General features: G+C 48.4%; 28 protein-coding genes. 11 read left to right on the plus strand and 17 right to left on the minus strand.

The features are described from left to right. Positions 1–10: 10 nt before the first annotated feature. Complete coding sequence (locus H5336_RS17235; protein WP_185235460.1) at positions 11–1,000, minus strand: Gfo/Idh/MocA family protein; 990 nt, start codon at positions 998–1,000, stop codon at positions 11–13. 66 nt (positions 1,001–1,066) lie between these two features. On the opposite strand from H5336_RS17235, the gene H5336_RS17240 reads away from it, so the two are divergent. Both H5336_RS17240 and H5336_RS17245 read left to right on the plus strand, forming a co-directional pair. Beyond that, the gene (locus H5336_RS17240) at positions 1,067–1,762 is read left to right on the plus strand and encodes a YceH family protein (RefSeq protein WP_185235461.1); all 696 of its coding nucleotides are present in this window, start codon (positions 1,067–1,069) and stop codon (positions 1,760–1,762) included. Next, positions 1,762–2,595, plus strand: coding sequence for a mechanosensitive ion channel family protein (locus H5336_RS17245; RefSeq protein ID WP_246439123.1), 834 nt, complete (start codon positions 1,762–1,764; stop codon positions 2,593–2,595). The genes H5336_RS17240 and H5336_RS17245 overlap by 1 nt, the downstream gene beginning before the upstream one ends. Before the next feature lie 23 nt (positions 2,596–2,618). Here the strand turns inward: H5336_RS17245 and H5336_RS17250 are convergent, their stop codons facing one another. Then, on the minus strand, positions 2,619–2,897 hold the full coding sequence (locus tag H5336_RS17250) for a glutaredoxin family protein (RefSeq protein ID WP_185235462.1): 279 nt from the start codon (positions 2,895–2,897) through the stop codon (positions 2,619–2,621). Positions 2,898–2,990: 93 nt separating this feature from the next. Between H5336_RS17250 and H5336_RS17255 the strand changes: the two genes are divergently transcribed. After that, complete coding sequence (locus H5336_RS17255; protein WP_185235463.1) at positions 2,991–5,174, plus strand: beta-glucosidase family protein; 2,184 nt, start codon at positions 2,991–2,993, stop codon at positions 5,172–5,174. Positions 5,175–5,191: 17 nt separating this feature from the next. On the opposite strand, the gene H5336_RS17260 is transcribed toward H5336_RS17255, so the two are convergent. Next, the gene (locus H5336_RS17260; protein WP_185235464.1) at positions 5,192–6,349 is read right to left on the minus strand and encodes a GDSL-type esterase/lipase family protein; all 1,158 of its coding nucleotides are present in this window, start codon (positions 6,347–6,349) and stop codon (positions 5,192–5,194) included. A gap of 2 nt (positions 6,350–6,351) precedes the next feature. Next, positions 6,352–7,110, minus strand: a complete 759-nt coding sequence (locus H5336_RS17265) for a GDSL-type esterase/lipase family protein (protein ID WP_185235465.1) — start codon at positions 7,108–7,110, stop codon at positions 6,352–6,354. Positions 7,111–7,399: 289 nt separating this feature from the next. Here H5336_RS17265 and H5336_RS17270 point away from each other — a divergent pair, with 289 nt between their 5' ends. Both H5336_RS17270 and H5336_RS17275 read left to right on the plus strand, forming a co-directional pair. Further along, positions 7,400–9,037 (plus strand): sensor histidine kinase, encoded by a 1,638-nt coding sequence (locus H5336_RS17270; protein WP_185235466.1) that lies wholly within the window; start codon positions 7,400–7,402, stop codon positions 9,035–9,037. Beyond that, positions 9,030–11,264: a bifunctional diguanylate cyclase/phosphodiesterase gene (locus H5336_RS17275; RefSeq protein WP_185235467.1), complete on the plus strand. Its 2,235-nt coding sequence runs from the start codon at positions 9,030–9,032 to the stop codon at positions 11,262–11,264. The genes H5336_RS17270 and H5336_RS17275 overlap by 8 nt, the downstream gene beginning before the upstream one ends. Position 11,265: 1 nt before the next feature. On the opposite strand, the gene H5336_RS17280 is transcribed toward H5336_RS17275, so the two are convergent. The 5 genes from H5336_RS17280 to dtd all read right to left on the minus strand — a co-directional run bounded on the left by H5336_RS17280 (position 11,266) and on the right by dtd (position 14,514). Further along, positions 11,266–12,195, minus strand: coding sequence for a 5-oxoprolinase subunit C family protein (locus H5336_RS17280; protein ID WP_185235468.1), 930 nt, complete (start codon positions 12,193–12,195; stop codon positions 11,266–11,268). Next, the gene (locus H5336_RS17285) at positions 12,192–12,917 is read right to left on the minus strand and encodes a 5-oxoprolinase subunit B family protein (RefSeq protein ID WP_185235469.1); all 726 of its coding nucleotides are present in this window, start codon (positions 12,915–12,917) and stop codon (positions 12,192–12,194) included. The genes H5336_RS17280 and H5336_RS17285 overlap by 4 nt, the downstream gene beginning before the upstream one ends. Positions 12,918–12,929: 12 nt before the next feature. After that, the gene (gene pxpA / locus H5336_RS17290; protein WP_185235470.1) at positions 12,930–13,658 is read right to left on the minus strand and encodes a 5-oxoprolinase subunit PxpA; all 729 of its coding nucleotides are present in this window, start codon (positions 13,656–13,658) and stop codon (positions 12,930–12,932) included. A 19-nt stretch (positions 13,659–13,677) separates the two neighbouring features. Continuing rightward, the gene (locus tag H5336_RS17295) at positions 13,678–13,902 is read right to left on the minus strand and encodes a hypothetical protein (RefSeq protein ID WP_185235471.1); all 225 of its coding nucleotides are present in this window, start codon (positions 13,900–13,902) and stop codon (positions 13,678–13,680) included. A gap of 174 nt (positions 13,903–14,076) precedes the next feature. Next, positions 14,077–14,514 (minus strand): D-aminoacyl-tRNA deacylase, encoded by a 438-nt coding sequence (dtd, locus tag H5336_RS17300; protein WP_185235472.1) that lies wholly within the window; start codon positions 14,512–14,514, stop codon positions 14,077–14,079. 373 nt (positions 14,515–14,887) lie between these two features. Between dtd and H5336_RS17305 the strand changes: the two genes are divergently transcribed. The 4 genes from H5336_RS17305 to H5336_RS17320 all read left to right on the plus strand — a co-directional run bounded on the left by H5336_RS17305 (position 14,888) and on the right by H5336_RS17320 (position 18,294). Further along, the gene (locus H5336_RS17305; protein WP_221628084.1) at positions 14,888–15,805 is read left to right on the plus strand and encodes a MipA/OmpV family protein; all 918 of its coding nucleotides are present in this window, start codon (positions 14,888–14,890) and stop codon (positions 15,803–15,805) included. A gap of 112 nt (positions 15,806–15,917) precedes the next feature. Then, complete coding sequence (locus H5336_RS17310) at positions 15,918–16,271, plus strand: DUF3019 domain-containing protein (protein ID WP_313557764.1); 354 nt, start codon at positions 15,918–15,920, stop codon at positions 16,269–16,271. Next, complete coding sequence (locus H5336_RS17315; RefSeq protein ID WP_185235474.1) at positions 16,271–16,963, plus strand: response regulator; 693 nt, start codon at positions 16,271–16,273, stop codon at positions 16,961–16,963. The genes H5336_RS17310 and H5336_RS17315 overlap by 1 nt, the downstream gene beginning before the upstream one ends. 41 nt (positions 16,964–17,004) lie before the next feature. Continuing rightward, positions 17,005–18,294 carry an ATP-binding protein gene (locus H5336_RS17320; RefSeq protein ID WP_185235475.1) on the plus strand — a complete coding sequence of 430 codons (1,290 nt, stop codon included), beginning with the start codon at positions 17,005–17,007 and terminating at the stop codon, positions 18,292–18,294. A 57-nt stretch (positions 18,295–18,351) separates the two neighbouring features. On the opposite strand, the gene pip is transcribed toward H5336_RS17320, so the two are convergent. Further along, entirely contained in the window at positions 18,352–19,323 is a 972-nt protein-coding gene (gene pip, locus H5336_RS17325) for a prolyl aminopeptidase (RefSeq protein WP_185235476.1), read from the minus strand. Between the two features lie 133 nt (positions 19,324–19,456). Here pip and H5336_RS17330 point away from each other — a divergent pair, with 133 nt between their 5' ends. Continuing rightward, positions 19,457–20,041 carry a DNA-3-methyladenine glycosylase I gene (locus tag H5336_RS17330; RefSeq protein ID WP_185235477.1) on the plus strand — a complete coding sequence of 195 codons (585 nt, stop codon included), beginning with the start codon at positions 19,457–19,459 and terminating at the stop codon, positions 20,039–20,041. Between the two features lie 23 nt (positions 20,042–20,064). Here H5336_RS17330 and tatC read toward each other — a convergent pair whose 3' ends face one another. The 7 genes from tatC to H5336_RS17365 form a co-directional block, all read right to left on the minus strand. Then, the gene (tatC, locus tag H5336_RS17335) at positions 20,065–20,847 is read right to left on the minus strand and encodes a twin-arginine translocase subunit TatC (RefSeq protein WP_185235478.1); all 783 of its coding nucleotides are present in this window, start codon (positions 20,845–20,847) and stop codon (positions 20,065–20,067) included. Beyond that, positions 20,844–21,362 (minus strand): Sec-independent protein translocase protein TatB, encoded by a 519-nt coding sequence (tatB, locus tag H5336_RS17340; RefSeq protein WP_185235479.1) that lies wholly within the window; start codon positions 21,360–21,362, stop codon positions 20,844–20,846. The genes tatC and tatB overlap by 4 nt, the downstream gene beginning before the upstream one ends. Before the next feature lie 34 nt (positions 21,363–21,396). Then, on the minus strand, positions 21,397–21,645 hold the full coding sequence (tatA, locus tag H5336_RS17345; protein WP_185235480.1) for a Sec-independent protein translocase subunit TatA: 249 nt from the start codon (positions 21,643–21,645) through the stop codon (positions 21,397–21,399). A 33-nt stretch (positions 21,646–21,678) separates the two neighbouring features. Further along, on the minus strand, positions 21,679–22,017 hold the full coding sequence (locus H5336_RS17350) for a phosphoribosyl-ATP diphosphatase (protein WP_185235481.1): 339 nt from the start codon (positions 22,015–22,017) through the stop codon (positions 21,679–21,681). Then, positions 22,014–22,406, minus strand: coding sequence for a phosphoribosyl-AMP cyclohydrolase (gene hisI / locus H5336_RS17355; protein WP_185235482.1), 393 nt, complete (start codon positions 22,404–22,406; stop codon positions 22,014–22,016). The genes H5336_RS17350 and hisI overlap by 4 nt, the downstream gene beginning before the upstream one ends. Before the next feature lie 67 nt (positions 22,407–22,473). After that, positions 22,474–23,373, minus strand: a complete 900-nt coding sequence (locus tag H5336_RS17360) for a polyprenyl synthetase family protein (protein WP_185235483.1) — start codon at positions 23,371–23,373, stop codon at positions 22,474–22,476. Further along, positions 23,374–23,622 (minus strand): exodeoxyribonuclease VII small subunit, encoded by a 249-nt coding sequence (locus H5336_RS17365; protein WP_185235484.1) that lies wholly within the window; start codon positions 23,620–23,622, stop codon positions 23,374–23,376. Between the two features lie 244 nt (positions 23,623–23,866). Between H5336_RS17365 and pomA the strand changes: the two genes are divergently transcribed. Beyond that, the gene (pomA, locus tag H5336_RS17370; RefSeq protein ID WP_185235485.1) at positions 23,867–24,631 is read left to right on the plus strand and encodes a flagellar motor protein PomA; all 765 of its coding nucleotides are present in this window, start codon (positions 23,867–23,869) and stop codon (positions 24,629–24,631) included. The last annotated feature ends 16 nt before the right edge of the window (positions 24,632–24,647 follow it).

Here is a 24,647-nt window from a genome sequence, read left to right on the forward strand (position 1 = left end):
TAAATTACGGTTAAGGGTGAAGTATTTGTTCCATAATCCAGCTGGTATGCACGGCACTGCGCGCGCTAGCGGGATGAGGGGCGCCTTCAATCAGCGTGTCTCGCATCGCCTGCACATGAGGAAGCTGCACATGGTGCGGGTGTTCAATTAATGACTCGGTGCGACCTTCGCTGTTTTCTAGTATTACGGGTGTGTCATCAAATACGGCGAAGCGAATTTTACCTTCGCTGCCTTCAATTGTTACGTGGTCTTGCTGGTCATGGCAGCCGAAGTTCCAGCAACCGCTTCCCATTACACCGTTATTATGGCGCCAACAGGCGACGATGGCGTCTTTAGCTGAATACAACGATTGTTGGTTGGCAGAGAGCCCAAAAATTTGCGTTATGTCACCGAGCAAATAGCAGAGCAAGTCCAGCCCGTGGCTGGCAAGGTCATCAAAGTAGCCGCCGGGAGCCACTTTGGCATCGGTTCGCCAGTTAGGCTGCGCCGTTTCATCCTGAAGGCTCGGGGGTTTGGTTAGGTTCCAGTGTACTTGGCGGAGGGAGCCTATAGCATTGTCCGTTAGCCAGGTATGTATTTGCTGGAATCTGGGTAGGGTGCGGCGGTAATAGGCTACAAACAAGGGTAGGTTTCGCTGCTCGAAGGCTTGTTGAATTGTAACGCAGGCCTGGTAGCTCGGCGCCATTGGCTTTTCGATACAGCAGGGCTTGCCGGCCTGGGCTACTTGTAATGCATAGGCTTGATGGCTGTCGGGTGGGGTTGCAATGTACACCGCGTCTATGTTGTCTGCGGTGATAAGCGCCTCGGCGGAATCATAAACGTCTGCAACTTTGTGGCGTTTTGCGTAATCTTCGGCTTTATCACGATTTCTACGCATCACTGCCTGTAGAATAAAATCGTTGGTATATTGGTAGGCGGGGCCGCTCTTTACTTCGGTCACATCGCCGCAACCGATGATGCCCCAGCGAACAGGTTGTTTTGCGAAAATGGGTTTCGTCATTTTTTTGTTCGGATACAATGAATGGTTGGTGTTTGAACAAGTATACGATAGATAAGGGTAACGCATATGAAATTGTCCATTCACGAAACACGCGTTTTGGGCGTGTTAATGGAGAAGGGGATAACCACACCGGATCAGTATCCGCTTTCATTAAATGGGCTAACCACGGGTTGCAATCAAAAAACTAACCGAGAGCCAGTGCTGAGTTTGAGCGAAGCAGACGTGCAGGCAGCAATTGACTCGCTCACCGAAAAAAGCCTAGTAAGCGAAGTAAGATTTGGTGGCAGGGTTGCCAAGTATCAACACCGATTTAGCGGTACAGAATTCAGCGCTTTTAAATTTAATGCGCAGCAAGCGGGTATTTTATCTTTACTGTTCCTAAGGGGGCCGCAAACACCGGGAGAATTACGAACGCGCGCCAACCGCATTTGTGAGTTTAAAGATGTTCAGGAAACCGAAGCCGCTCTGAGTGGCCTGATGGATATATCGGGTGGGCCTTTTGTTGTGCGCTTGGAACGAGAGCCTGGGCGCAGAGAGTCGCGCTATGCTCACCTTTTTTGCGATGAAGCAGCGATTAAATCGCTTGTGTCCGTGAGCAATAGTGGCGCTAGCGGTACGATTAATGAACCACAAATGACTGAACCCGTTGGTGCGACTGTTGATGCCGAGTTGAACGAGCGTGTTGAGTTACTTGAGCTGATCGTAGAAGAGTTACAAAATACAGTCGCCGACCTTAAAACACAACTGGATACATTAAGCTGATGAATATGGAGAACCCGATGGAGCAGGAATTACAACAAATAAATGAAATTTATACGCTGATGACCGAGTTTTTGGTGACCTACAGCTTTCAATTGGTGGGCGCGGTTCTGATTTTTTTCATTGGTTTTATTATCTCCGGTAAAATTGGTAGTGGTATTCAGCGCCTGTGTGAATCTCGTGATATAGATGTGACGCTGAGCCGATTTATTGGCAGTGCCATGCGCATCATTATGGTGATGATGGTTACCATTATCGCGCTGGGCAAGCTTGGTATTAGCGTTACACCCTTCGTGGCTGCCATAGGAGCTTTAACCTTTGGTATAAGCTTGGCTGCTCAGGGATTAATTTCGAATTACGGTGCGGGGGTCAATATTATTATCGGTCGCCCGTTTGTGGTGGGTGATACCATTTCGGTCTGTGATGTGGGTGGGGTGGTTACCGAAGTTACCCTTGGTTATACCCGACTGATAAATGAAGACAATGTGATCATTACTATCCCCAATAAGCATGTCTTGGGTGAGATTTTACATAACTCTAGTGGTGACACGTTGGTTGAAGCTGAGGTGGGTGTTGCTTATGCCAGCGACATGGATCGCACCGTTAGCGCAATAAGGGAAGCAATATTGCAGACAGAGGGCATAGGAGAAGATGCTATTGCTCAAGTGGGCATCGATAATTTTGGTGATAGCAGTGTAAATATTGGCATACGCTATCGCGTACCTACAACACAATTTTTTGCACTGAAATTTGCCGTTAATAAAAATATATATACCGCCTTACAGCAGGCAAATATTGAAATACCTTTCCCACAACGAGAAGTAAAAATGCTCTAACCCCTTTGGGCTTTAGGCATTTGCTAGCTGAGCTGTTGCTGGAGGTAGTCGATGATATCGAGTGATTCGTACAGCCATTCGCCTCGACCATTGCTATGGGTAATGTGTAACGCTGGCACCTGAGATTTACCGCCTTCTTTGCTGAGTTTTAGGCGCGCGTCGTAATCTTGCGATACGTTGACGCCGCTGATTTTCAAATTCATGTTATCTAGCGCGTGGTATACACGTCGACAGAAGCCGCAGGTGGGGCGGTGGTAAAGGACAACGTTGTCCAGGGTCATTGCGGCGTTTGGGGCGGTCATAAAAACTCCTGTTGGATGGCGCTAAAAGCATTATAACGACACTGCCGAGAGCAATAAACTCCCTTCTATCTAGTGAGCTGATAATAAAAAACTATGAAAGTCCAAAACCTTGATAGCTCTGAGCCTTTTTCCGTGCGAGTTGAAGCGCTGCTTGCGCAAATGACGCTGGAAGAAAAGCTGGGGCAAATGATGCAATTGGCGGCCCGTGACGGTGATTTTGATAGCTACATAGAACGTTATCACCTAGGTTCGTACTTACATGCCGTGGGTGATGAGGTTGTGCGCCTACAGAACCTGAATCAAGATCGATCTCGGCTTAAAATCCCACTGATTTTTGGTATTGATGCTATTCACGGTCACTGCCTTGAGGATCAAACCACGGTGTTTCCTGTGCAGTTGGCGATGGCCTGCACCTGGAATACCGATTTAATCAAGCAAATGGGACAGGTCACCGCTAACGAAGCCCGTGCGAGCAATCTGCACTGGACGTTCTCACCGGTACTCTGCATGGGCCGCGATCCGCGCTGGGGGCGCACAAGTGAGACCTTTGGAGAGGACACGTTACTGGTGTCCACCTTTGCTGCGGCACTTTGCGAGGGCTACCAAACGGCGGAGTACCCCCTTGCGGCTTGTGCCAAGCACTATGCCGCTTATGGTGAGGCCAGTGGTGGCAGAGATTCCGCCGACGTACACGTGTCTGAGAGAGTGCTGAGGAACCTGCTGCTGCCACCTTTTGAACACTTGGCGCAAAGTGGCTGTAAAACCTTTATGGCGGGCTATCAGTCCCTTAATGGCGAGCCTTGCTCTAGCAATATTTGGTTAATGAACGATGTGTTACGCAAGGAGTGGGGTTACCAAGGGGTGGTAGTCACCGATTGGAATAATTGTGGGCAGATGGCTACCTTGCAAAATGCGGCCGTTGATTTAAAAGAGGCCGTATTTCAATGTTTGCAGGCTAGCAATGATGTTTTTATGGCAACTCCGGACTTCTTTGACCTAGCCAAAGAGCTAATCGCTGAAGGGCGTATCGCTGAATCCCGCATTGATGAGAGTGTTCGGCGCATATTGAAATTGAAGTTTGAGCTGGGTCTTTTCGACGAATTAAAGGCGCCCGATCGAAAAACCCTGCTTGCCGATAAAAATCGCTGGGATCTTGCGCTGCAGGCAGCCCAGGAATCTGTGACGCTGGTAAAAAATACCGGGGTGTTACCGCTGAGTAGTGCTACTCGGCGCATCTTGCTGGTAGGTGAAAATGCAGATTGCTTGCGTAATCAGTTGGGTGACTGGTCATTTATCCCTGGTATGGCGGCCTATGAGGATACAACATCACACCGGGCCGATACCGTTACTTTGTACCGCGCACTTCTGGATTACTGTAAGCGCGATGGTATCGAGCTTGTATATCTGGGTGCTGATTTTGTGGGGCCCGAGAGAGAGCAAAGTGATTATCAATATATACAGCAACAGGCGGCCGAGGCGGATGTTATTCTATTCTGTGCGGGGGATGCGTTAAAACAATATGGCGAGTTTCACGATCGCGCCGATTTAAATTTGCCCGGTAACCAGAACCCGGCATTTGAAATACTGCAGGGCTCGGGTAAACCGCTGGTGAGTGTCTTATTAATGAGTAAGCCCCATTGCGTAAGCCGGGTATTAGACAAATCTGACGCAGCACTGGTTGTTTTCAACCCTGGTGCCAAGGGTGGGGTGGCCATTGCAGACTGCTTGTTTGGTAGCTTTAACCCTTGTGGTCGCTTACCTATAAGTTTTCCTCGCCATGTTGGTCAATTACCGGTGTATTACAATCAGTCGCCCGGTTGGCATGCGCGGCTATCGGCACACTACGGTGGCCAAGATGCCTATGTTGATTTGCCCTCGTCGCCACTGCTGGCCTTCGGTGAAGGTATCAGTTACAGCAATATTGAATACGGCGAGGCTCGACTTTCCTGTAAGCACCTATCGGCACCGGAAAAGGCTGTTGAACTTTCGCTATCACTAACCAACAACAGTGATTGCGATGCGATTGAAATAGTACAGCTCTATTGTCAGCTTTGGATTCCGGGTGTTACCGGGCCCGCAAAGCAGTTATTGAAGTTTGAGCGGATTTGCGTTGCTGCGGGTGAATCCTCGCAAGTGGTATTTCATTTGATCTGTGAGGATTTTATTGTGTTGAACAGAGCGCTCAAAAAATGGCGCTACCAAGGAAAGGTAGAGCTGATGGTGGGCAAAAGCAGTAAGCGCGAAGACCTGCAAATGCTCGCGCTTACTATTGTCTGAACTACCCGTCAGCACTATTACCAGCCAGCAATATTTTTGCGCACGAAGGCTACAAGCTCTTCACTCATGAGTTGATGTTGTGGACCTGTCGGGTGGGCATCTTTACTGTCACCAGGGAAGTGGCCGGCGTGAAAAACGTGAACACGATTACTGCCAACTTGCGTCTTGGTTTTGTTTAGGTAGTTGCGCAGTACTGAGCGTTGAGGCCGCGCTGGGTCGTCGAAATCGTTCACTATGGCACCATCGGTCAGCACGATATGCGCGCCTGGGTGATCGGATAACAGCGTTTGAGTAAAAGCCACATAGGGTGGAACATAGGCCTGTTCTGTTGGCAACGGACCAATACCCAGGCTGAAATCATTTGTGCCGATAGACACAACAATTAAATCAGCTGAGTACTGCGCTTGATTCCATTTTGGGGCGTCGGGCAGTCCGTAGGTTAGCTGATAGTAGTCGGGTGCGTTTTGCTCATCGGTTTTTCCGTTCCAGCTGCGTATCAAGCCACGCCCGCCGTGGCAAACCAATTGCACTTGTGCATTTAGCGCTTCGGCAGTTCTCCATCCGTAGGAATTAAACGCATTCCACCAGCTTGTATTTTTATTGTCCTCTTGGTCACGAATAATGTCCGCTCCTTCTCCGCAGGTGACGGAATCGCCAATAACCAGAATTCGTTTCTTTGGTACGACTTGCGTGAGTAACGCTCCCTGATACAGGACAAAAGCTTTTAGGGTAACAAGGCCGTGCCAAGTTTCCGAGTGGTGGATGATTTCGATATTATGAGGGGTATTATCGAGTTGCTCAAAAATAAGGTACTTATTCAGCTTTGTGTCTAGTTTTATTTTGTGTGTTTTACCCTTATCGATACGAATACCCAAAAAGCTGCTATCGCCGCTGCTTTGTGCGTGAACAAAGACCTGCTTGCTGTTGGTCTTAAATATAACCCCTGCGCCGGGATAGCCAAAAGTCACGGCCCCATCGGTTTGAGACTGTACGCGGCCTATCGTTAAAACGCCTTCGCTTGACGGGAAAATTGTTTTAACGGTGCCGGAAGAGGAGGGATTTATCATAGTATCTGACAGCGCGGGTATTGTGATGGCCATTAGTGAGCAGGTCAGGCAATAGTTCAGTATTTGTGCTGCGTACGTTGTCCCGTTTCGGAAAGTGAATTTTTTCATGGTTATTTCATCAATTCTTCGATAGCCGGTTTGAGTACTTGTGCAATTTTTTTATAGCCTTCGGTGGTGGGGTGAAGGAAATCGGCCATAAGACTATTTGGGATCACACCCCGTTCGTTCACGAATAGGTGCCCAAGGTCATAATAGTAAACGTGTTTATCATCGGCCAACTGCGCGATTAGCTGGTTGGCTGAGGCTACAGCAACCCGATTCCAGCTGGTAGGTTTTTCGTCGTAGGGGAATATCGCCAGCAATAAGATCTTACTGTTTGGGAATAACGTCTTTATTGTGTCGACGTTGGCTTTTACGCCGTTGCTGACTTCTTCCGGTGAATGTTGGCTATGACCGAAATTGTTTACACCAATCATCAGCACTGTTACTTTCGGGTCGACTTTTTCAGTTTTACCATTGTGTAATCGCCAAAGCAGGTGCTGGGTCTGGTCACCACCTATACCAAAATTGGCTGTTGTATAGGCACCGAAAGCCTGGGCGAAGATTTTACTGTTGTCGCCCCAGGTCCAGCCTTGGGTAATGGAGTCACCAAGGAAAAGCAGATCGACATTACCTTGCTTGGCTCGGGCGATATTGGCAGCGTGCTGTTTGTTCCAGTCAGCAATTGACATCCAGTCGTACTCCACCGCTCTTGGTGAGGGGGTATGCGCATATTCAGCAGCGTAGGCGATTATTGCGACACTGTTAATTAGTAACGTTACAATCAAGGTAAGTAGCAGACGAATGTTGGAGGGCAAGTTAAGCTTCATGGCGTCTCTCGGAATGAAAATTTGTGCAGATCCAAATTAGGGAGTCTTTCTGTTGTTTTTGACGACAATTGTGATGTTGATGATATTGGCAAAAGCGCTAAGGTGTAAACGGGTTAGCATTTATAGCTGTAATAGCGATCATAACCCCGCTACACTTTAATTGCAGCTAATCGAACCGGCCGCCACCATCATCAAGATAGACTATAGTTACTGGATGTGATGGCAGTAAAAATTGCATCTGGGGCTATGTGCCCAGCTTGGTCTCAACACTAGAAAAAAATGAAATCCGATGGATAACGAGGCAATAACAAGTCAACAAAACTCGATTCCGATCGAAGACACCTCCCCGGTATCACAGGCTGCTCGCCGCAGGGCGAGTTTGCAGGCGTTTCTCGTTGTCGTGGTGTTCCTTTCTATCGCTGCGCCAGCCGTTATTACCGGTGGTTTTCTTATTTACGAGAATTACCAGCGCACCATTGAACTAGAAAGCCAAGAGGCGGCCGGTAGTTACGCCGACCTACTACAGGCGGGCATGACCATGCCGCTATGGAATGTGGCCCCGTCGCTGGGCAAACCCCTACTCGATACCGTTAAGATTGACCCATCTGTTCTGCGTATCGTTGTACAGGGTGTCGACGGTGAAATATTTCTCGAATACGAAAAAGATGAGTTGTTCAATGCTGAAGAAAGCCTCGAGATAATCCGCGATATCTCTTTTGAAGGCGAACGGTTGGGCTCGGTTGCGCTTCTTTATAGTCTCAAGGCCGCTCGCCAGCGGGCCGCGGCCGACTCGCAGTTGCTACTGACAATCATTATATTCCAATTGATTTTTTCTCTGGGTGTGTTGAGCTTCTTTCTGAGGCGACGCGTAGTACAGCCTTTGATTTCTCTAGAAAAGGCGGCTGTGGGCATAGCCGGAGGTGACTTAAAAACCGCCATCCCTCTCCTGAAAAATGATGAATTTGGGCGTTTATCTCGTCAGCTTGAAATTATGCGTGGGTCTCTTGAACAGTCGTTCACCAATTTGGAGGAGCGTGTGAAAGAGCGTACGGCTGAATTAATTGATTTGAATAAAGAGTTAAAAGGCACGCTCGATAAACTTCAGCAAGCTCAGGGTAATTTGGTTCAATCGGAAAAACTCGCCGCTCTGGGTGCGTTGGTGGCGGGTGTTGCGCATGAGCTGAATACGCCTTTAGGAAACGGGTTGACGGTTGCCTCTTCACTCTACGATTCGACGCGACACATTCGTCGTCAATTTGAAGATGGGATTACACGTACAGATTTGGAGAATTACCTGAATGATATGAACGAAGGTTCACATCTTGTGGTTGCTAGTCTCGAGCGAGCATCGGAGTTGGTCAGTGGGTTTAAGCAGGTGGCGGTAGACCGCACCAGTGCCCAGCGACGTGAGTTTAAGCTGGCTGATATGCTGGCTGAAACTAAAATGACAATGTCTCCATTGTTCAAGCATACCCCTTATCAAATTCATATCGATGTTCCCGGTAGTGTAATGATGGATAGCTACCCTGGGCCGCTCGGCCAGGTTGTTACCAATTTAATGAATAACGCATTAATTCACGCTTTCGATGGGCGAGAATACGGTGCAATCGATATTGTTGGAGAGCCTGTAATGGTTCGCGAAGAGCAGGCTGTCCGAATCCAAGTTATCGACGATGGCTGCGGAATCAGGGAAGAAAACCTCACCAAAATTTTCGATCCGTTTTTTACAACTAAACTCGGTGAAGGCGGCAACGGGTTGGGTATGCATATTGTGCACAATATTGTGACGGGTGTGCTTGGTGGAAATATTCAGGTTGAGTCGAAGATTAATCGAGGAACCAGTTTTACCATAACGATACCACTGACTGCTCCAACGTCAATTGTTGAACTCGACGAAATAGAACAGGGTAAATTACTGCATGGCTAATGATACGGGTAAAACCAACGAGATGATGGAATTCCTTGATGATTCTCAGGGGAAAGATTCGGACGCCACGCGAAAAAAGCATAATGTATGGCGTATCTTGATTACCGACGACGAGCAAGATGTGCATACAGCAACCACATTTGCTTTACGTAATACACGGATACTTGGGCGCCCGATCGAATTCCTGCATGCTAATTCAGCGCGCGAGACGATTGATATCCTAAAAAGTTATTCTGATATTGCTGTCATTATGCTTGATGTGGTTATGGAAACACCGAATGCTGGCCTGGATTTGGTGGCGGTTATACGCGAAGAGCTGAAGGTAACGGATTCACGTATTATTTTACGTACGGGCCAGCCAAATCAAGCGCCTGAAATTGAAGTTATTCGTGATTATGATATTAACGACTACAAACTCAAATCTGAACTGACGCAGAGCAAACTGTATGCTGCACTGACTACCGCAGTGCGCTCCTATAAACAAATACGCATGATAGAGGCCGGAAAAAAAGGCCTGGATATGATTGTGCGTTCCAGCGCAGAGTTGCTGAGTAAAAATGGTTTGAATGCATTTGCCCAAGGGGTGATTGTACATCTTTCCGGTTTGCTCAGTGTGCCACCAGAAGGTTTGATATGCGTACGCAGGCATGACAATCGCCGAGAAGGTCAGCCGGAAATTATTGCGGCAGCAGGGCAGTATTGTTCGTTGATAGATAAACCGTTGTCTGATCTTACGGAAACTAATGCACGGGATTTGTTGGAATCCAGTTTGAATACGCAATCGAATGTGTTTGACGAAAATGGCTTAGCGCTATACTTGGGGAGTGATGCTCGAGGTGACATGAGTTGCTATGTTGCCAGTGCAACGCAGTTCGACGAAATTGATCAGAGCTTAATCGAGCTGTTTTGTACGAATATTTCTATTTGTGCGGACAATCTAACGCTTTTAGAGCAGCTAAGTCAGTTCGCGTATATTGATGAGCTTGTGCAGCTTCCCAATCGAAATGCGCTTATCGAACGCATGAACCAAACACTGGAGCAGAAGTCTTCGGTAGGCTATCAGTTGGCTGTTGCTGATATCGATAATTTTGCTGAAATTAATGCCTCGCTGGGGCAAAAATACGGTGACCGCTTGCTGCAAGCGGTGGCAAAACGTTTGGTTAACCGTTTCCCCAAGCCTTGTATTGTTGCCCGTGTAGCGGGTGATACCTTTGCCGTCTTTGGCCCGAACACCTACATTAAAACCGAAAACGTTTTGGTACCTTTTACTACGCCGTTTGATATTTCCGGTGAAGAACAAATGATTTCCGTTACCGCCGGTTTGGTGAGTATGGAAGACGTGGACGGTGGTGCGGCTGAAGCGGTTAAAGATGCGAGTATTGTGCTTAAAATGGCCAAGAATCGAAATCGTGGACAGGTCATGCTGTTTGACAGCAGCATGATAGAAACCGCCAAAGATCGTCTTGAGTTGTTAAAAGAACTGCGTGCAGCATTCGATATGGAGCGGCTGGCGCTCAACTACCAGCCTAAGTTGTGTTTGAAATCAGGTAAGGTTTTAGGTGTAGAAGCTTTGTTGCGTTGGCCGGCTGAATCCGGTGAGTTTGTGCCTCCGGGGCAATTTATTCCGCTAGCGGAGCAGTCTGGACTTATTGTTCGGCTGGGTGAGTGGATATTACGTACCGCCCTCAATGAGCTTCAGTCGCTTAATCGACAGGGGTGGAATGAGCTTCATATGAGTGTGAACTTATCTGTGGCGCAATTACAGCACCCGGCGATGATGAAAACGCTGAAACGGGTATTGATTGAGACCGATGTAGACCCCCGTTTAGTTGATCTCGAAGTGACCGAATCGGTTGCAATGGATGATGTAAACAAGAACAGCAGTTTACTCCATGAAATAAAGAGTTTGGGTGTTCAAATTTCACTTGATGACTTTGGTACAGGCTTCTCTTCGCTTCATTACTTACAGAGCATGCCGATAGACCGATTGAAAATCGATCAGTCTTTTGTTCAACAGTTGGATGATGGCAAGGGGCGAGAAATTGTAGAATTGATCGTTCACCTTGGGCGCCAACTGAATAAGAAGGTGATTGCAGAAGGCGTTGAAACAGAGTCTCAGGTTAGCTTTCTTAAATCATTGAATTGCGATGAGGTGCAGGGCTTTTATTTTGCTCGACCAATGCCAGCAGAAAAATTGGTGGCTTGGCTTAAAGAGCATGACCATTAACTTACAGCCGATTTCCTTCAGTTAGCGTAACGGAGGGCAAGCTAGCGCGTTTAAAGGTCACCTTTTGACCTGGCCGGCGCTGCGCTAACTGATAACAATCTGCTGCAGCTATACACCCCACTTTGGGATAACCGCCAATTGTTTGCCGGTCGTTAAGTAAAACGATCGGCTGACCATTTGGTGGGATCTGTACGCTACCAAAAGCGATGCCTTCAGAAACTATTCCTTTCCTGTGCCAATTTACGTTTTGTCCTTCTAGTCTATAACCCATACGATTACTGTCGACACCGATTCGGTAGTCATCACTCAGTAGTTTGAGTATTTCGTTCTTCTCAAAGTGTAAAAACTGATAACACGGGTAGAGGTTTAACTCCAGCGTAGTAGTGTAGTCTGGAATAGCTTGCCAGTGTACATTTCTACAAGGGGTGATGTTTTCTACAGGCTGGTAGTGGAGTTGATCGGCGTTTTGCAGCGAGAGATTTTTTCCGTCGTTACTTAATTGGGCGCAGCTGGAAAAAATGTGGTTGCACAAAAACCCCCCGGCAATGGCTAAGTAAATTCGCAAGCCAGAACTGGCCATTGACAGGCGCAGGGTATCGCCCGGTTTTACCTTATGGCTACTCCACGGAATTATTTTTTTCCCGTTTAGGGTCGCCCCACATTCTGCACCACAAAGAGCAATTCTTGTGGAGCTGTCGAAACTTACCTCAAAAGGCCCCAGACTGATTTCCAGGGCCGCAGCATTTTCTTGGTTACCCAGTAAAGTATTCGACCAAGCAAAGGCATAGGCGTCGGCAGCGCCCGAAGTACAAATTCCCAATATTTGAGAGCCTTGCCGACCGCGATCTTGTAAAAGCGTAAGTGGTCCGGCTTTGTTGAGGTGTGCACGACCCTCTGTCGTTTTTGTGGTGGATAGCTGAGAGGGTGTCATTGACCTGATTCCTCATGCAGGTGCTCGAACTCCGCGCAGGAAATAGAGCGAAACTGCACGCGGTCACCGGTTTTAAAAACGCAGGCGTCAGCGGGGTTTATACATTGGTTAAGGGGGTGAAGTACCTGTGTGGGGGTTAAACCGATAATGTTCCAGCCCCCCGGGGAGGGTCGCGGGTAAATACCTGTTTGGTTTTCGGCGATTCCCACGCTACCGGTTTCAACCCGCGTACGCGGTGTTGCCTGTCTGGGGGTGGCGATGGTCGGCGGTACGCTGCCCATATATGCGAAGCCGGGGACAAAGCCAACAGCCTCTACGGTATAGGTGGTGCTGGTATGCAGATCGATAACGGCTTCAATTGATAGATTATGGCTTTCGGCAACGTAGTGGAGATCTGGTGCGACACTCCGGTGGTAATAAACGGGGATAACGTGCTGGTTAGCGGGAAAGTACCCTTCTTGGGGGGTGCTTTCGAAGCCCGCGAGAATCCCTTGAATTTGTTGCAGTATTTGATTTAAATGCGCGCCCTCCAGCTCAAACTCAAGAAGCAGTGAGCATGAGGCGGGTACGGCATTGCGTAGCTGATGGCCTATTTGTTGGTCGATAACGGCCCAGAGTCGAGCCACGGCTTCGGTTGGTGGTGATGCATCGTCGCCGGTAAACTGAATAATAAGGGTGTTTTCGTTTAATCTTTCCAGCGCGAAAGGCGTATGTTCTTTCATTCTGAATAGCGCTTAACTCTGAGCCTGGTAAAGGCGTTGACTGATCGAATACAGTGCGTCAGCGGCCTGGCGGGTATCGCCGTGCACGCAAAGGGTGTCTACCTGCAACGGTAACCAGCAGCCATTTTCTGAGTAGAGGCCGTTCTTGAAGCTTAGGCTTTCTGCTTGGCCCAATATGTCTTCGAGTGAGTCGAGCAAGGCTGATTTTTCACTGCGTGGAATAAGAAAGCCCTCATCGCTGTAGCGTCGATCAGCGAAACCTTCGTACATCAAGTAGTGTGAGTATTGTTGGGCGATTTCAGCATTGGCATCGTTATTAAGAGACGATTGGATAACCAGAGGTAACGCAGGGTAGGCTTCAGCGCAAATAGCGACTATGTTTTGCAGAAGTTCTGGATCGCGCATCATGTCATTGTATAGCGCGCCGTGGGGTTTGATATAACTGAGCTGAGTTCCGGCTTCTTGGCAAACCTCTTGCAATAGGTTCACCTGTTCGAGGAAGCTGGCTTGCAGTTGGGCGGGCTCCAGTTTCAGCGATACTCGGCCCATATTCTCCCTGTCGGCATAACCTGGGTGTGCGCCTACTTTTACACCATAATTCAGCGCCAGAGAGACGCAACGCTTCATAATATCGGTGCTTCCTGCATGGCCGCCACAGGCGATGTTGGCCATATGGATATGGGGCATAACTAAGGCATCTACTTGGTCGAGACCTTCGCCCAGGTCGCAATTCAGCTTCATTTCAGTATGTTCTCGTTCGCTACAGACTAAACAGTATGAGCAGCCATCCGCCGGCAGCCATGAGGATGGAAGATTGTGCTTTTTCCCAGCAGAAAAATGCGTAGAGATAAGAAAGAGGGGGAGCAAACAGACTGGTTAGGCCCCAGGAAAAGTCGTCGCGGAAAGAAACGAAAAGTAATTGGATCCAGCTCGCAAGTAGCAGTATCAATCCAAACATAAGATAAACGGCGGATATGGAATCCATATTGTGGTCTCCTGCTCCAAGCAGTTGTTCGCTATTGATGGGTTTCGAATAGGGTCGAATTCGGTGTAGTGTCCCGCACTTAACAGTCATTTAGCAAGGTGTAGGTATGCCGATTTCATTTTAGCTTACGCGCTCCGGTGGCGGATGTAATAGGCCTTGTCTAGGTGTGTTGTATTACATCTCTAAAAGGAAAGTGACTGGCCCGTCATTTAGCAGTGATACTTTCATATCGGCCGCGAATCTGCCCGTTTCAACCTGCTTGTGGCGGGTGCGTAACAGCTCTAGAAATCGGTGGAATAGTATTTCCGCTTCCTGTGGGGCGCATGCGCTCGAGAAACTGGGCCGTAGGCCTTTGCGCGTATCGGCGGCTAGCGTGAACTGCGAGATCGCCAGCAGCCCGCCATTGACCTCTGTAAGGCTAAGGTTCATCTTACCGTCTGCATCAGGGAAAATGCGGTAGGCAAGAAGCTTATCGGCCATACGCACCAAAATGGCGTCAGTATCATGCTTTTGTATGCCGATCAGCGCCAACACGCCGTGGTCGATCTTACCTAAGGTGCTTCCGTCAACGCTGACAGAGGCCTGGGTTACACGTTGTATTAAAATTTTCATACGCAAAAATAGAGTAGAGTGGCAGGGATAAGTGGTTTAGAGTATTGCCGGTGCAGGTTACAATTCATTGCATTCTAGGCACGTCACGCATCTTATAATAACGGCGTCATGCTATGAAAGCTGCGTATTTCACGCAACTGTAAGCGCTATAGAGGCCTTGCCCCCTCAAATGAATTGTAATTCCTTCCTGATTTTTCTTTACCGCTGTAATTTTGTTAAATTGCGTCTGTCGTGTCGTAAACGCTGTCCAGGTTACCGTTGCTTCACGATTGTTCGTGTATTTTCTTTTGGAAATGTCTACTTGAAGTATTTAGCCTGTCAAAACAGTTTATGGGTAGCTATTCACCAGCGATACCGTGCAGCTCTCGTCTGTATGGCGGCGCTCGGCTTTGTGGTTGTCTCTGGTTTTTCTCCTGTACAGGCGGCAACACCACCGCCGGGTTGTGATTCCGCCCAAGCAGGTTGCGTTGCTGTCGGTGAGTGGGATATCAGTATTGGTGTGGGGGTGGGTTTACGTAGCAATCCCCTCATTGACGGCAGTGATCTACCGCTTTTTATCTTGCCTGAGATTCGATATTACGGCGAGCGCTTCTTTTTTGATACCTACACGGGTGGTTTTACATTTTTCGATAGTGAGTATCACCAGCTGAACTTGGTTGGCACAATCGGCTTTGACCAAATATATTTTTCTTCACGTAATATCGGGAACTTTGTCATTGAATCGGGTCCGATATCAGGCTCGTCAAGCAATGCGTTAGAAGATTTGGATTATCGACTCGATACCGATGATGTGAATAATCCGGAAAACCTAACAGCTTCAGAGATTGAAGCTGCAATCGATATTGACGACCTCCACAAACGCAGTACAGCGGGCCTAGTGGGCTTTGAATATGGCTACTTTAAAAATTCCTGGGATGCGAGCATTCAGTTGTTACAGGATGTTTCGTCTGTGCATGACGGGCAGGAAATTCGTGCCGCTGTTTCGCGTAATTTTATAGTGGTTAACGAGGCTCTCGAGTTTTCGGCTGGTTTTTCCTGGCAGAGTGATCAGTTGTTGCAGTATTACTACGGGGTAGAAGAGCACGAAGTCGATTCCCCCGAACTGGCTTACCACATGGATGCTGGTTATTCGCCTTTCGTTAAGGTCGACTGGCGCCGCCGTCTTTGGGGTAATTGGTCTTGGCAGGCCACTATTCATCATCGCTGGCTCTCTTCTGAAATCACCCGCAGTCCCTTATTGGATGAGAGCACAGTGCTAACCGCCTACATTGGAGGGGTGTACCATTTCTAAATTACGCTTAAATAGCGTTTGTCACTCCGGTTTGGGCTATTCAGCACTGTTGAATGACTCGTGTTCGGCAGCTGGCGTGCTGTTTTTGTGGTTAGTAAGTGGTTTGACTTCCGTGTTTGCTGCTGAAGAGAGCGCTCGCCTGTCTTCTGAATTGCATTTGGCGCCGCGTATTTGCGTACTGGCGGAACAAATGGCAGAGTGTCGAGAGACTGTTCGCTTTACTTGGAAAACAGATAAGCTACGATCTGTGTGCTTGTATCGGCTATCGGACAACGAAATGATCAAATGTTGGCAGCAGGTCTCGGAAGGTGAATTGGAAATTGGTATTGAGGCGGGTGAATCCATTATATTTGAGCTGCGTGATCTTGATACTGATTTGCTCGTATTGGCACAGACAGAGTTTAAAGTGATGCGAGATGTTAAAAAATACCGTCGTGGTCGACGAAACCCCTGGAGCTTTTTCTAATGAGCCTGGTATTACTCGCTGAAGACGATAAGCGGCTGGCTGAACTTGTTAAGGATTACCTTGAAAGTCATGACTTTCAGGTTGTGGTCGAGGATGTTGGTCATACTGTGCCTCGAGCCGTGCAATCGCTTAACCCGGATATAGTGATTCTGGATGTAATGTTGCCGGGCAAGGACGGTTTAACCATCTGTAAGGAAATTAGGCCGCGTTACGATGGCCCTATTTTAATGTTGACCGCGCGAGACTCGGATGTAGACCAAGTATCGGGCTTAGAGTATGGCGCCGATGACTATGTTATTAAGCCTGCGGAGCCTAGAGTACTGCTGGCGAGAATCCGAGCATTGCTTAGGCGATATCAGCAACCGGAAGAAAAAGAGCAAACAGAGATCCATTTTGGCGCGCTAAGCCTTTTTGTTTCTTCACGTGAAGTGCGTTTACGTAAGGAAGTTGTTGCGCTTTCCAGCCACGAGTTCGACATGTTGTTAACCTTTGCCAAACAGCCCGGCAAGGTGTTGAGCCGTGAGTACTTATTCAATATTATTTACGGTCGCCCCTACGATGGTATGGATAGAACGATTGATGTGCGTGTATCGCAGTTACGTAAAAAACTCGGTGATTGCTCCGATGAGCCTACCCGCCTGAAAACAGTGTGGGGGCGGGGTTATCTATTTGTGGCTGAAGCCTGGGAGTAACGCGGATGAATAAAGTCGCGTTACATTAAGCGAGCTCATCTATGAATCGTGCTTTTGCATCACTTTACCTGCTAATCGTATTTTCTGTTGTTGGTATAGGCTGGGGAGTCGATAAGCTTTGGCAGGCTTATAATTCCGCGCCAGAGCTCAACAGTTATGTTGGAAGCTTGTTTCGTCTTCTCGAAAACGATCTAAATGCCCAGCCAGTAGACCTTTACCCTCAACGCGTTCAATCCTTCTCGAAAACAGCCGAGCTACAGATGGAGCTATATCGGCTCGATGAGTTGGCAGACTCCGGTTTGGGCCAGCAAATTTTACTCGGCGATATTGTTTCGCTCAATGCTTCGCCAACTGAATTGGTGAGCTATAAGCGTCTTGCCGAAAGTGACTATATTCTTAGTATTCATCAAGTTATTGACGATCCCGATGCGGGCTATTTTTATCAGGTGCTACTGGTAGGGTTTTATTTGTCCATTGCCCTAGTGATATTCTTTTGGGTTTGGCCTCTGTCCCGAGATTTACGGATTTTACAGAAGCAAACGCTTAAACTTGGTCAAGACGGTGTGCCCTCTGCTGTAAATATTGGTCCGCGGTCTACGGTGTTTGAATTGGCTCAGTCGTTTAACCGAATGTCGGAGCGTATCCGCGAGTTGATTGGAACCCACAAAGAAATGACATACGCGGTTTCTCACGAGTTGCGTACACCGCTTGCCCGAATGAAATTTGCGCTGGAGATGGCGGCAGATATAGAAGATCGCAAAATTCAGGGGCGAAAGCTCGCCAGTATCCGTGAAGATGTTGGGGAAATGGAAAGCCTTATTAACGAGCTGCTGACCTACGCTGGTTTTGAGCAAGGGGTTACTAAGCTAAATTTAAAACCCGGTGATCTCAAGGCGCTTGTCCGTGATGTGGTTAAAAACTGCTCCAGTGAAATGGTTTCGTTGAAGCACGAGCTAAGAAATCGTTTGGGTGATCAGCAAGTATTTTGTGAGTGGTACTTAATCGAACGAGCGCTGCACAATGTCATTTCCAATGCCCAGCGCTACGCAGGAAGTAGGATTCGCATTACGTTGGATGCAGATGAAAAAGATTACATGGTACTCGTTGAGGATGATGGGCCGGGAATTCCGCCGGCAGATCGGTCAAGAGTATTCAATTCATTTGTTCGACTACGGCAGAACACTAATTTTGATAAAAGTGGTTTTGGGCTCGGGCTTTCAATTGTTAGCCGCATTATGGAATGGCATGGTGGCAGCGCCGATGTGGCAGAATCCGAGTGGGGCGGGGCTAAGTTTGTATTGCGTTGGCCGCAGACCTTTAAGCTGGACTAGCGTAGACCGCTACCATTATACCGGGTTGTCCCATAGCTTTTGATACTGCATAACCTGTTAGCTACTTTGATCACCGTTACCCGATAGCCGTTCGGCCATTTCGTTTGTGGCTTTTATTAGCGCGTCGGTAATGCTTGGCTCGCGAGATGCGTGACCGGCGTCGCGAATTATGTGTAACTCAGATTCGCCCCAGTGCTCATACAACGCAATCGCGTTATCCAACGGACACACCATATCGTAGCGGCCATGAATAATAATGCCGGGTGTTTTTTCTATTTGCGCCATATTTTCCAATACTTGATTGCTGGCGATAAAGGCTTGGTTTACAAAGTAATGGGCTTCTATGCGCGCGAGGGATACGGCTAGGTGGGGGTCGGTAAAGCTGTTAACGACTTCAGGGTTGGGCCTTAGGGTGGCGCAACGACCTTCCCACATAGACCAAGCCTTTGCAGCAGACATACGCGCAATCTCGTTGCTACTGGTTAGAATGCGGTAATAAGCATTCATTAGATCATGTCGCTCACTGGCGGGAATTGGGTGTAGAAAATCTTTCCAGTAATCGGGGAAGATTCGATCTGCTCCAGCTTGATAAAACCAGCTTAGGTCCTGTTCTCGAGCCAGGAATATACCGCGTAAAACCATTCCAAGCACATTGTCGGGGTGTGCTTGAGCATACAGCAGGCTGAGTGTTGAGCCCCAAGAGCCGCCAAACAGCACCCAGCGATCAACGTCGAGAAGCTGGCGAATAGCTTCAATATCGTCGATGAGGTGTTGGGTTGTGTTGTTTTCCAGTTCGGCGTGGGGCCGAGAGCGCCCCGAGCCTCTTTGGTCAAACAAGATAATGCGGTATTTTTCCGGGTCGAAAAACCGGCGGTCGTGTTTACTGCAGCCCGCACCGGGACCGCCGTGAACAAACAATACCGGAATGCCATCTGGCACACCGCACTCCTCGATGTAGAGCGTGTGGAGTTTATCCACTGCAAGGTCATGGCGTGCGTAGGGTTTAATCTCCGGGAAAAGATTTTGCATAACAGCCCCTGTTATCTGGCTTCCAATTATTAAAGACACTTCTGGTTAATTCTAGCTTAAAACGTGGATGCCCATGGGCTAATGATGAGAGGATTGTGCAGGCAGAGACCGATAATGACGATGAGGTGCGTAAATGACAGAAAAAGCACGCTGTAATTGGTGTGGTAACGACCCACTTTATGTTGATTATCATGACAGTGAGTGGGGGGTGCCGATTTGGGATAGCCGGGAGCTGTTCGAAAAACTTATTCTCGACGGGGCTCAGGCGGGTCTGTCGTGGATAACGATATTGCGTAAGCGTGAGGGATACAGAAAAGCTTTTGATCAATTTAACCCCGAAAAAATGGCGCGTTATACGGATAAAAAGCTTGAGCGTTTGATGCAGAACTCCGAAATAGTGCGCAATCGCTTAAAAATTGCCAGTGCAAGGCAAAATGCGCGCGCTTTCCTTTCAATTATGGAGGGAGCAGAGCCTTTCTCCGATTTTTTGTGGTCGTTTGTGGATGGCGCTCCACAGCAGAATCGCTGGCAAACAATGGCAGATGTGCCTACCACGACTCTTCAGGCAGAAGCCATGAGTAAGGCACTAAAAAAAGCGGGCTTTAACTTTGTTGGCCCCACTATAGTCTATGCCTTTATGCAGGCAGTAGGTATGGTCAATGATCACTTAGTAACTTGTTGTCGTTACAGGGCCTGTAAAGCGTTGGCTTGCCCATAATAATTAGCACACGAGCGTGCGGGCTAGAGGTCGTCTGGCTCGTCTGGGTCGGTATCTTCATCCTCTGTATCGATTTCAGCCGGCTTGAAAAACCTGCCAAAGAAAATACCGATTTCGAATAAAAGCCACATGGGGATTGCCAGCAGTGCCTGGGAGATAATGTCCGGTGGTGTTAGCAGCATGCCGACAACGAAACAGCCGACTAGAACATAAGGCCTTTTACTGGCTAATTGCGCGGGGGAAAGAACACCGGCGGAAATCAACAGAATCGTGGCAATGGGAATTTCGAAGGCCGCGCCGAAGGCAAAAAACAGTTTGATCACAAATGCCTGATATTTGCTTATATCAGTCATAACCGCAACGCTTTCTGGCCCAACAGAAGTAAAGAAGCTAAATACCAGTGGGAAAACCACGTAGTAGGCGAAAGCCATGCCGGCATAAAAAAGTAGAACGCTGGAGGTAATTAATGGAATGGCTAGCCTTTTTTCTCTGCGGTACAGAGCTGGGGATACAAATGCCCAGATTTGGTAAAAAATAAAAGGGATACAGAGAAACATTGAAGCGAACAGTGTTAGCTTGAATGGTGTAAGAAAGGGGGAGGCCACCTCTGTTGCAATCATGTGGCTGTTTTCGGGTAGAAACACCTGCAACGGTTGTGCTACGAATTCATAAATTTCGTTGGCAAAACTGAAAAGCCCCAAAAACACCACAAATATCGCCAAAAAACTACGCAATAGTCTCGAGCGTAACTCTATGAGGTGTTGCACCAGAGGTTGTTCCTGAAGGTTTTCTGCTGGTGTTGTCATGGATTGCTTGGCTTGGGTTGAGATGTGCTGGGCCCAGAAGAATTAGCTTCAGATGTATTAGGTTCGGGGGTATTAGCATCAGAATTATGGTGTTCAGAGTTGATATGCTCGGAGGCATTCTGCTCTGGGTTTATTACGTGTTCTGTATTTTCCGGGGCAAGTGTGTCATCCGCTTCTCTCTTTGCTGAATTAGCGATAGCTTCAGACGGTTGAGCCTGCTCTTCGGTTTTGAAAATGCCGGTGTACTCGCCGCTAGCTATTTGCTTGCGCATTTCTTCTTGCTTCTTTTTGGCGGCGCGTAGAGATGCGAGAATTTCCTCGTTATGGATTTCTCGGCGAATTTCGTCGGCACCAATTTGTTTTTCGAATTCAGTGCGTGCGGCCGTAACATTGCGGCGGATACCGTTGACCCAGATAACGCAAGTTTTTATAGCGCCTGGCAACCGTTCAGGCCCAATGACAACAAGGCCAATAACCACGATAACCAGTATTTCCAGAAAGCCCATATCGAACATAATAAATGTCTGTGCTCAGGTATTTGAGGCTGCTTTATTTGCTCTCGGTTTTTTCTTTACATTCGGTTGTGGTGTCTGCCGTTTCAGATTGTTCGGCTTCTACCTGCTTGGCGTCTTCTTCCGCTTTAGCCTTTGCTTCCTCATCGGTCATGGCTTTTTTAAAGCCCTTGATTGCTCCACCGAGGTCGCCGCCCAAGCCACGTAATCGCTTAGTGCCGAATAATAGCAATACGATCACCAAGATAATAAGAAGTTGCCAAATACTAATGCCGCCTAAGCCCATAGTGTTACCTTTTTATTCGCTTAATGGTGTAATTTATTTATCGCCTGTGCGTCCGGCTTTTTCTTCGAGGCCAGACAAATCAAATCGGCGAGCCAATTCTTCAAGTACTGCTGAAGAATCTGTACCTAAATGTGAAAGCATGACCATTGAATGGAACCAGAGGTCGGCTGTTTCGTATACTAAGTTTTGTGTTGTTTGCTCGGTTTCAGCATCCTTTGCAGCAATCAGTGTTTCTGTACACTCTTCGCCAACCTTTTCCAGAATTTTATTCAGGCCCTTGTGGTGAAGTTTAGCCACATAGGATGATGCTGGGTCAGCTTGCAATTTGCGCTCGGCGAGAACGCGGTCGAGTGCGGCTAAAACTTCGCTCATTGATATATCTCTTTTGGGTCTTTAATAATGCCGGAATTTTCTACCCACTGCCCATCTTTGAGTGTGCGATAAAAGCATGACCGGCGTCCCGTATGACAAGCAATTCCACCCAGCTGTTCAATTTTTAACACAACAACGTCGGCGTCGCAGTCGAGCTGAATTTCTTTTATGTTTTGTCTGTGGCCGGAGCTTTCGCCTTTACGCCATAATGTCTGCCGGGAGCGTGACCAGTATACCGCAATGCCCTCTTGGGCCGTGAGGGCGAGAGATTCGCGGTTCATCCATGCCATCATCAACAGTTCACCGGTTTCGTGATCTTGGGCGATGGCGGGCACCAGCCCGTCGCTGGTCCAGGTAATGTCATCGAGAAATGCATTAGGGTTGGTCATGGTGCAATTGCAAGATATGAGTGTATCGGGCCGGCAAGGATACAGGATTTTAAGCGATAGCAGCCACTCAATGGTCTCTATTCACAATATAGTGCGCAAGTTCACGTAAGTAATTGGCGCCGTCACCGAATGTGTCAAGGGATTCAACCGCATGCGTTACCAGCTCGTCAGCCCTTGTTCGCGCACCTTGCAGGCCGAGTAGAGACACGTATGTGGGCTTATTACGTATTGCATCGGAGCCTTGTTGCTTGCCGAGGGTATGCGTATCGGATGTGACATCAATAATGTCGTCCTGCACCTGGAAAGCCAGACCAATGGCGTCGGCATAGTGGCGCAGCTGCTGTTGCTGTTCTTGCGTGGCACTCACGGAGATGCCTCCAAGCGCAACGGACGCCTGAATTAATGCGCCGGTTTTAAAGCCATGCATCTGTTGTAGTTCATCGAGCGGAAGGGCCTTATCGACGGAAGACAGGTCGATAGCCTGGCCCAGTACCATTCCGTTTATACCGGAAGCCTTCGCCAGCACTTTTAATGCCTGTAATGCCTGATCGGCGGGAATATTGGCATTGATAATGGATTCGAAAGCAAAGCACTGGAGCGCATCACCAGCGAGAATTGCGCTCGCCTCATCAAAGGCAATGTGACAGGTGGGTTTGCCTCGACGTAGGTCATCATCGTCCATCGCTGGCAAATCGTCGTGAATGAGGCTGTAGGCATGGATACACTCTACGGCACTGGCTAGAGCGTCGGTGGTTGTATTCGGCTCGCTCACGGCATGTGCCGCCGCATAGGCTAATATCGGACGGATACGTTTGCCGCCATCAAGCAGGCTGTAGCGCATTGCCTGCAGTAGTGCGTTGCCTGAAGCCGTAATGGCCGAGGAAAAGTGTTGGCTGGCCAGTGCGTCGTCGAGATACTGGTTAATGCGCGCCTGGTACTCCACCCGAAAGGCCTTGAGGTCGGTCATTTACTCAGCGGCCTTATTGTCCAGTTCAAAGGGTTCGGTTATTAGCTTGCCGTTTTCCTCTTTAAGTAGCAGTTCTACTTTCTGTTCGGCCTCTTGTAGCGCTGACTGGCAGCTCCGCGTGAGCTTAATGCCTTGTTCGAAGGTTTTTAGGGAGTCTTCGAGTGAAAGTTCGCCACTTTCAAGCTGGGCCACTAGGCTTTCCAGCTGCTCGAGTGATTTTTCAAAATTGGGTGTTTTTTTTGTTGCCACGTGGGGCCTCCTGTCTGTGGCGCAAACATACCTGAGGTGCCATAGGTGGTCAATGTGAAAGACGATACTTCATAAATAAGATTTCTGGTCGATAGAACTGTGGCAGGGCCTGTTTTTGATAAACAGGGTTCTCATAACAAAGCATTAAGAATCTAATCACTCCTTAGGCGATTTGTGTCTAGACTAGAAGTAAAGCTATCGGGCGCATCGGTTGCCCGGTTACCTGTGAAAAGAGGGTTACTCTGTGGATCTAGCAACGATTGTGGGGATCATTGGCGCGCTTGCGCTAATAGTGATCGCCATGTTGATGAGTGGCGAGCTGGGTATGTTCGTCAATGGCCCTTCGTTGGTCATCGTAGTTGGCGGAACCATCTTTGCTGTAATGGCGAAGTACGGCCTGTCCCAGTTTCTGGGGGCTATAAAGGTTGCCGGCAAGAGCTTCAGTACGAAACTACCTAACCCTTACGATCTTATCGAAGAAATCGTTGCTCTAGCGGACGAAGCTCGAAAAGGCGGCTTGCTGTCTTTGGAGGGCAAGGAGGTTAGCAGTGACTTTCTTCAGCGTGGCATTCAGTTGTTAGTTGATGGCCATGATCCGGATGTCGTGAAAAGTCTGTTGTCTATTGACAAAAATAAGGCTGAAGAGCGTCACCAAGTGGGGGCTTCTATATTTGGTGCCATGGCTGAAATGGCGCCGGCAATGGGGATGATTGGTACCTTAATTGGTTTGGTTGCGATGCTAGCTAATATGGATGATCCCAAAGCCATTGGCCCGGCAATGGCGGTAGCACTGCTGACGACGCTCTATGGCGCCGTTATTGCCAATGCTATATGCGGCCCCATTTCCGATAAGCTCAAGTTGCGGGCAGGCGAAGAAGCGATGGTTAAAAGCCTGGTTATTGATGCGCTACTAGCCATACAAGGCGGGCAAAACCCAAGGGTTATCGACTCCATGCTTCGCAATTACCTACCTGAGGGTAAACGCGAAGTGGAAGCTGCCGCCGAGTAAGTCCTCGGGGATTGAG

Source organism: Teredinibacter franksiae, assembly GCF_014218805.1.
Taxonomy (GTDB): Bacteria; Pseudomonadota; Gammaproteobacteria; order Pseudomonadales; family Cellvibrionaceae; genus Teredinibacter; species Teredinibacter franksiae.

Excerpts from the sequence above, each read along its gene's own strand:
- H5336_RS17295 (WP_185235471.1), bottom strand. The coding sequence starts at position 13,902 with ATGGATTCCATATCCGCCGTTTATCTTATGTTTGGATTGATACTGCTA.
- pip (WP_185235476.1), bottom strand. The coding sequence starts at position 19,323 with ATGCAAAATCTTTTCCCGGAGATTAAACCCTACGCACGCCATGACCTT.
- H5336_RS17320 (WP_185235475.1), top strand. The coding sequence starts at position 17,005 with ATGAATCGTGCTTTTGCATCACTTTACCTGCTAATCGTATTTTCTGTT.
- H5336_RS17330 (WP_185235477.1), top strand. The coding sequence starts at position 19,457 with ATGACAGAAAAAGCACGCTGTAATTGGTGTGGTAACGACCCACTTTAT.
- H5336_RS17285 (WP_185235469.1), bottom strand. The coding sequence starts at position 12,917 with ATGAAAGAACATACGCCTTTCGCGCTGGAAAGATTAAACGAAAACACC.
- H5336_RS17255 (WP_185235463.1), top strand. The coding sequence starts at position 2,991 with ATGAAAGTCCAAAACCTTGATAGCTCTGAGCCTTTTTCCGTGCGAGTT.
- H5336_RS17305 (WP_221628084.1), top strand. The coding sequence starts at position 14,888 with ATGGCGGCGCTCGGCTTTGTGGTTGTCTCTGGTTTTTCTCCTGTACAG.
- H5336_RS17260 (WP_185235464.1), bottom strand. The coding sequence starts at position 6,349 with ATGAAAAAATTCACTTTCCGAAACGGGACAACGTACGCAGCACAAATA.
- H5336_RS17280 (WP_185235468.1), bottom strand. The coding sequence starts at position 12,195 with ATGACACCCTCTCAGCTATCCACCACAAAAACGACAGAGGGTCGTGCA.
- H5336_RS17240 (WP_185235461.1), top strand. The coding sequence starts at position 1,067 with ATGAAATTGTCCATTCACGAAACACGCGTTTTGGGCGTGTTAATGGAG.
- H5336_RS17265 (WP_185235465.1), bottom strand. The coding sequence starts at position 7,110 with ATGAAGCTTAACTTGCCCTCCAACATTCGTCTGCTACTTACCTTGATT.
- pxpA (WP_185235470.1), bottom strand. The coding sequence starts at position 13,658 with ATGAAGCTGAATTGCGACCTGGGCGAAGGTCTCGACCAAGTAGATGCC.
- H5336_RS17245 (WP_246439123.1), top strand. The coding sequence starts at position 1,762 with ATGAATATGGAGAACCCGATGGAGCAGGAATTACAACAAATAAATGAA.
- H5336_RS17315 (WP_185235474.1), top strand. The coding sequence starts at position 16,271 with ATGAGCCTGGTATTACTCGCTGAAGACGATAAGCGGCTGGCTGAACTT.
- tatC (WP_185235478.1), bottom strand. The coding sequence starts at position 20,847 with ATGACAACACCAGCAGAAAACCTTCAGGAACAACCTCTGGTGCAACAC.
- dtd (WP_185235472.1), bottom strand. The coding sequence starts at position 14,514 with ATGAAAATTTTAATACAACGTGTAACCCAGGCCTCTGTCAGCGTTGAC.
- H5336_RS17360 (WP_185235483.1), bottom strand. The coding sequence starts at position 23,373 with ATGACCGACCTCAAGGCCTTTCGGGTGGAGTACCAGGCGCGCATTAAC.
- tatB (WP_185235479.1), bottom strand. The coding sequence starts at position 21,362 with ATGTTCGATATGGGCTTTCTGGAAATACTGGTTATCGTGGTTATTGGC.
- H5336_RS17275 (WP_185235467.1), top strand. The coding sequence starts at position 9,030 with ATGGCTAATGATACGGGTAAAACCAACGAGATGATGGAATTCCTTGAT.
- H5336_RS17270 (WP_185235466.1), top strand. The coding sequence starts at position 7,400 with ATGGATAACGAGGCAATAACAAGTCAACAAAACTCGATTCCGATCGAA.
- tatA (WP_185235480.1), bottom strand. The coding sequence starts at position 21,645 with ATGGGCTTAGGCGGCATTAGTATTTGGCAACTTCTTATTATCTTGGTG.
- H5336_RS17250 (WP_185235462.1), bottom strand. The coding sequence starts at position 2,897 with ATGACCGCCCCAAACGCCGCAATGACCCTGGACAACGTTGTCCTTTAC.
- H5336_RS17235 (WP_185235460.1), bottom strand. The coding sequence starts at position 1,000 with ATGACGAAACCCATTTTCGCAAAACAACCTGTTCGCTGGGGCATCATC.
- hisI (WP_185235482.1), bottom strand. The coding sequence starts at position 22,406 with ATGACCAACCCTAATGCATTTCTCGATGACATTACCTGGACCAGCGAC.
- H5336_RS17350 (WP_185235481.1), bottom strand. The coding sequence starts at position 22,017 with ATGAGCGAAGTTTTAGCCGCACTCGACCGCGTTCTCGCCGAGCGCAAA.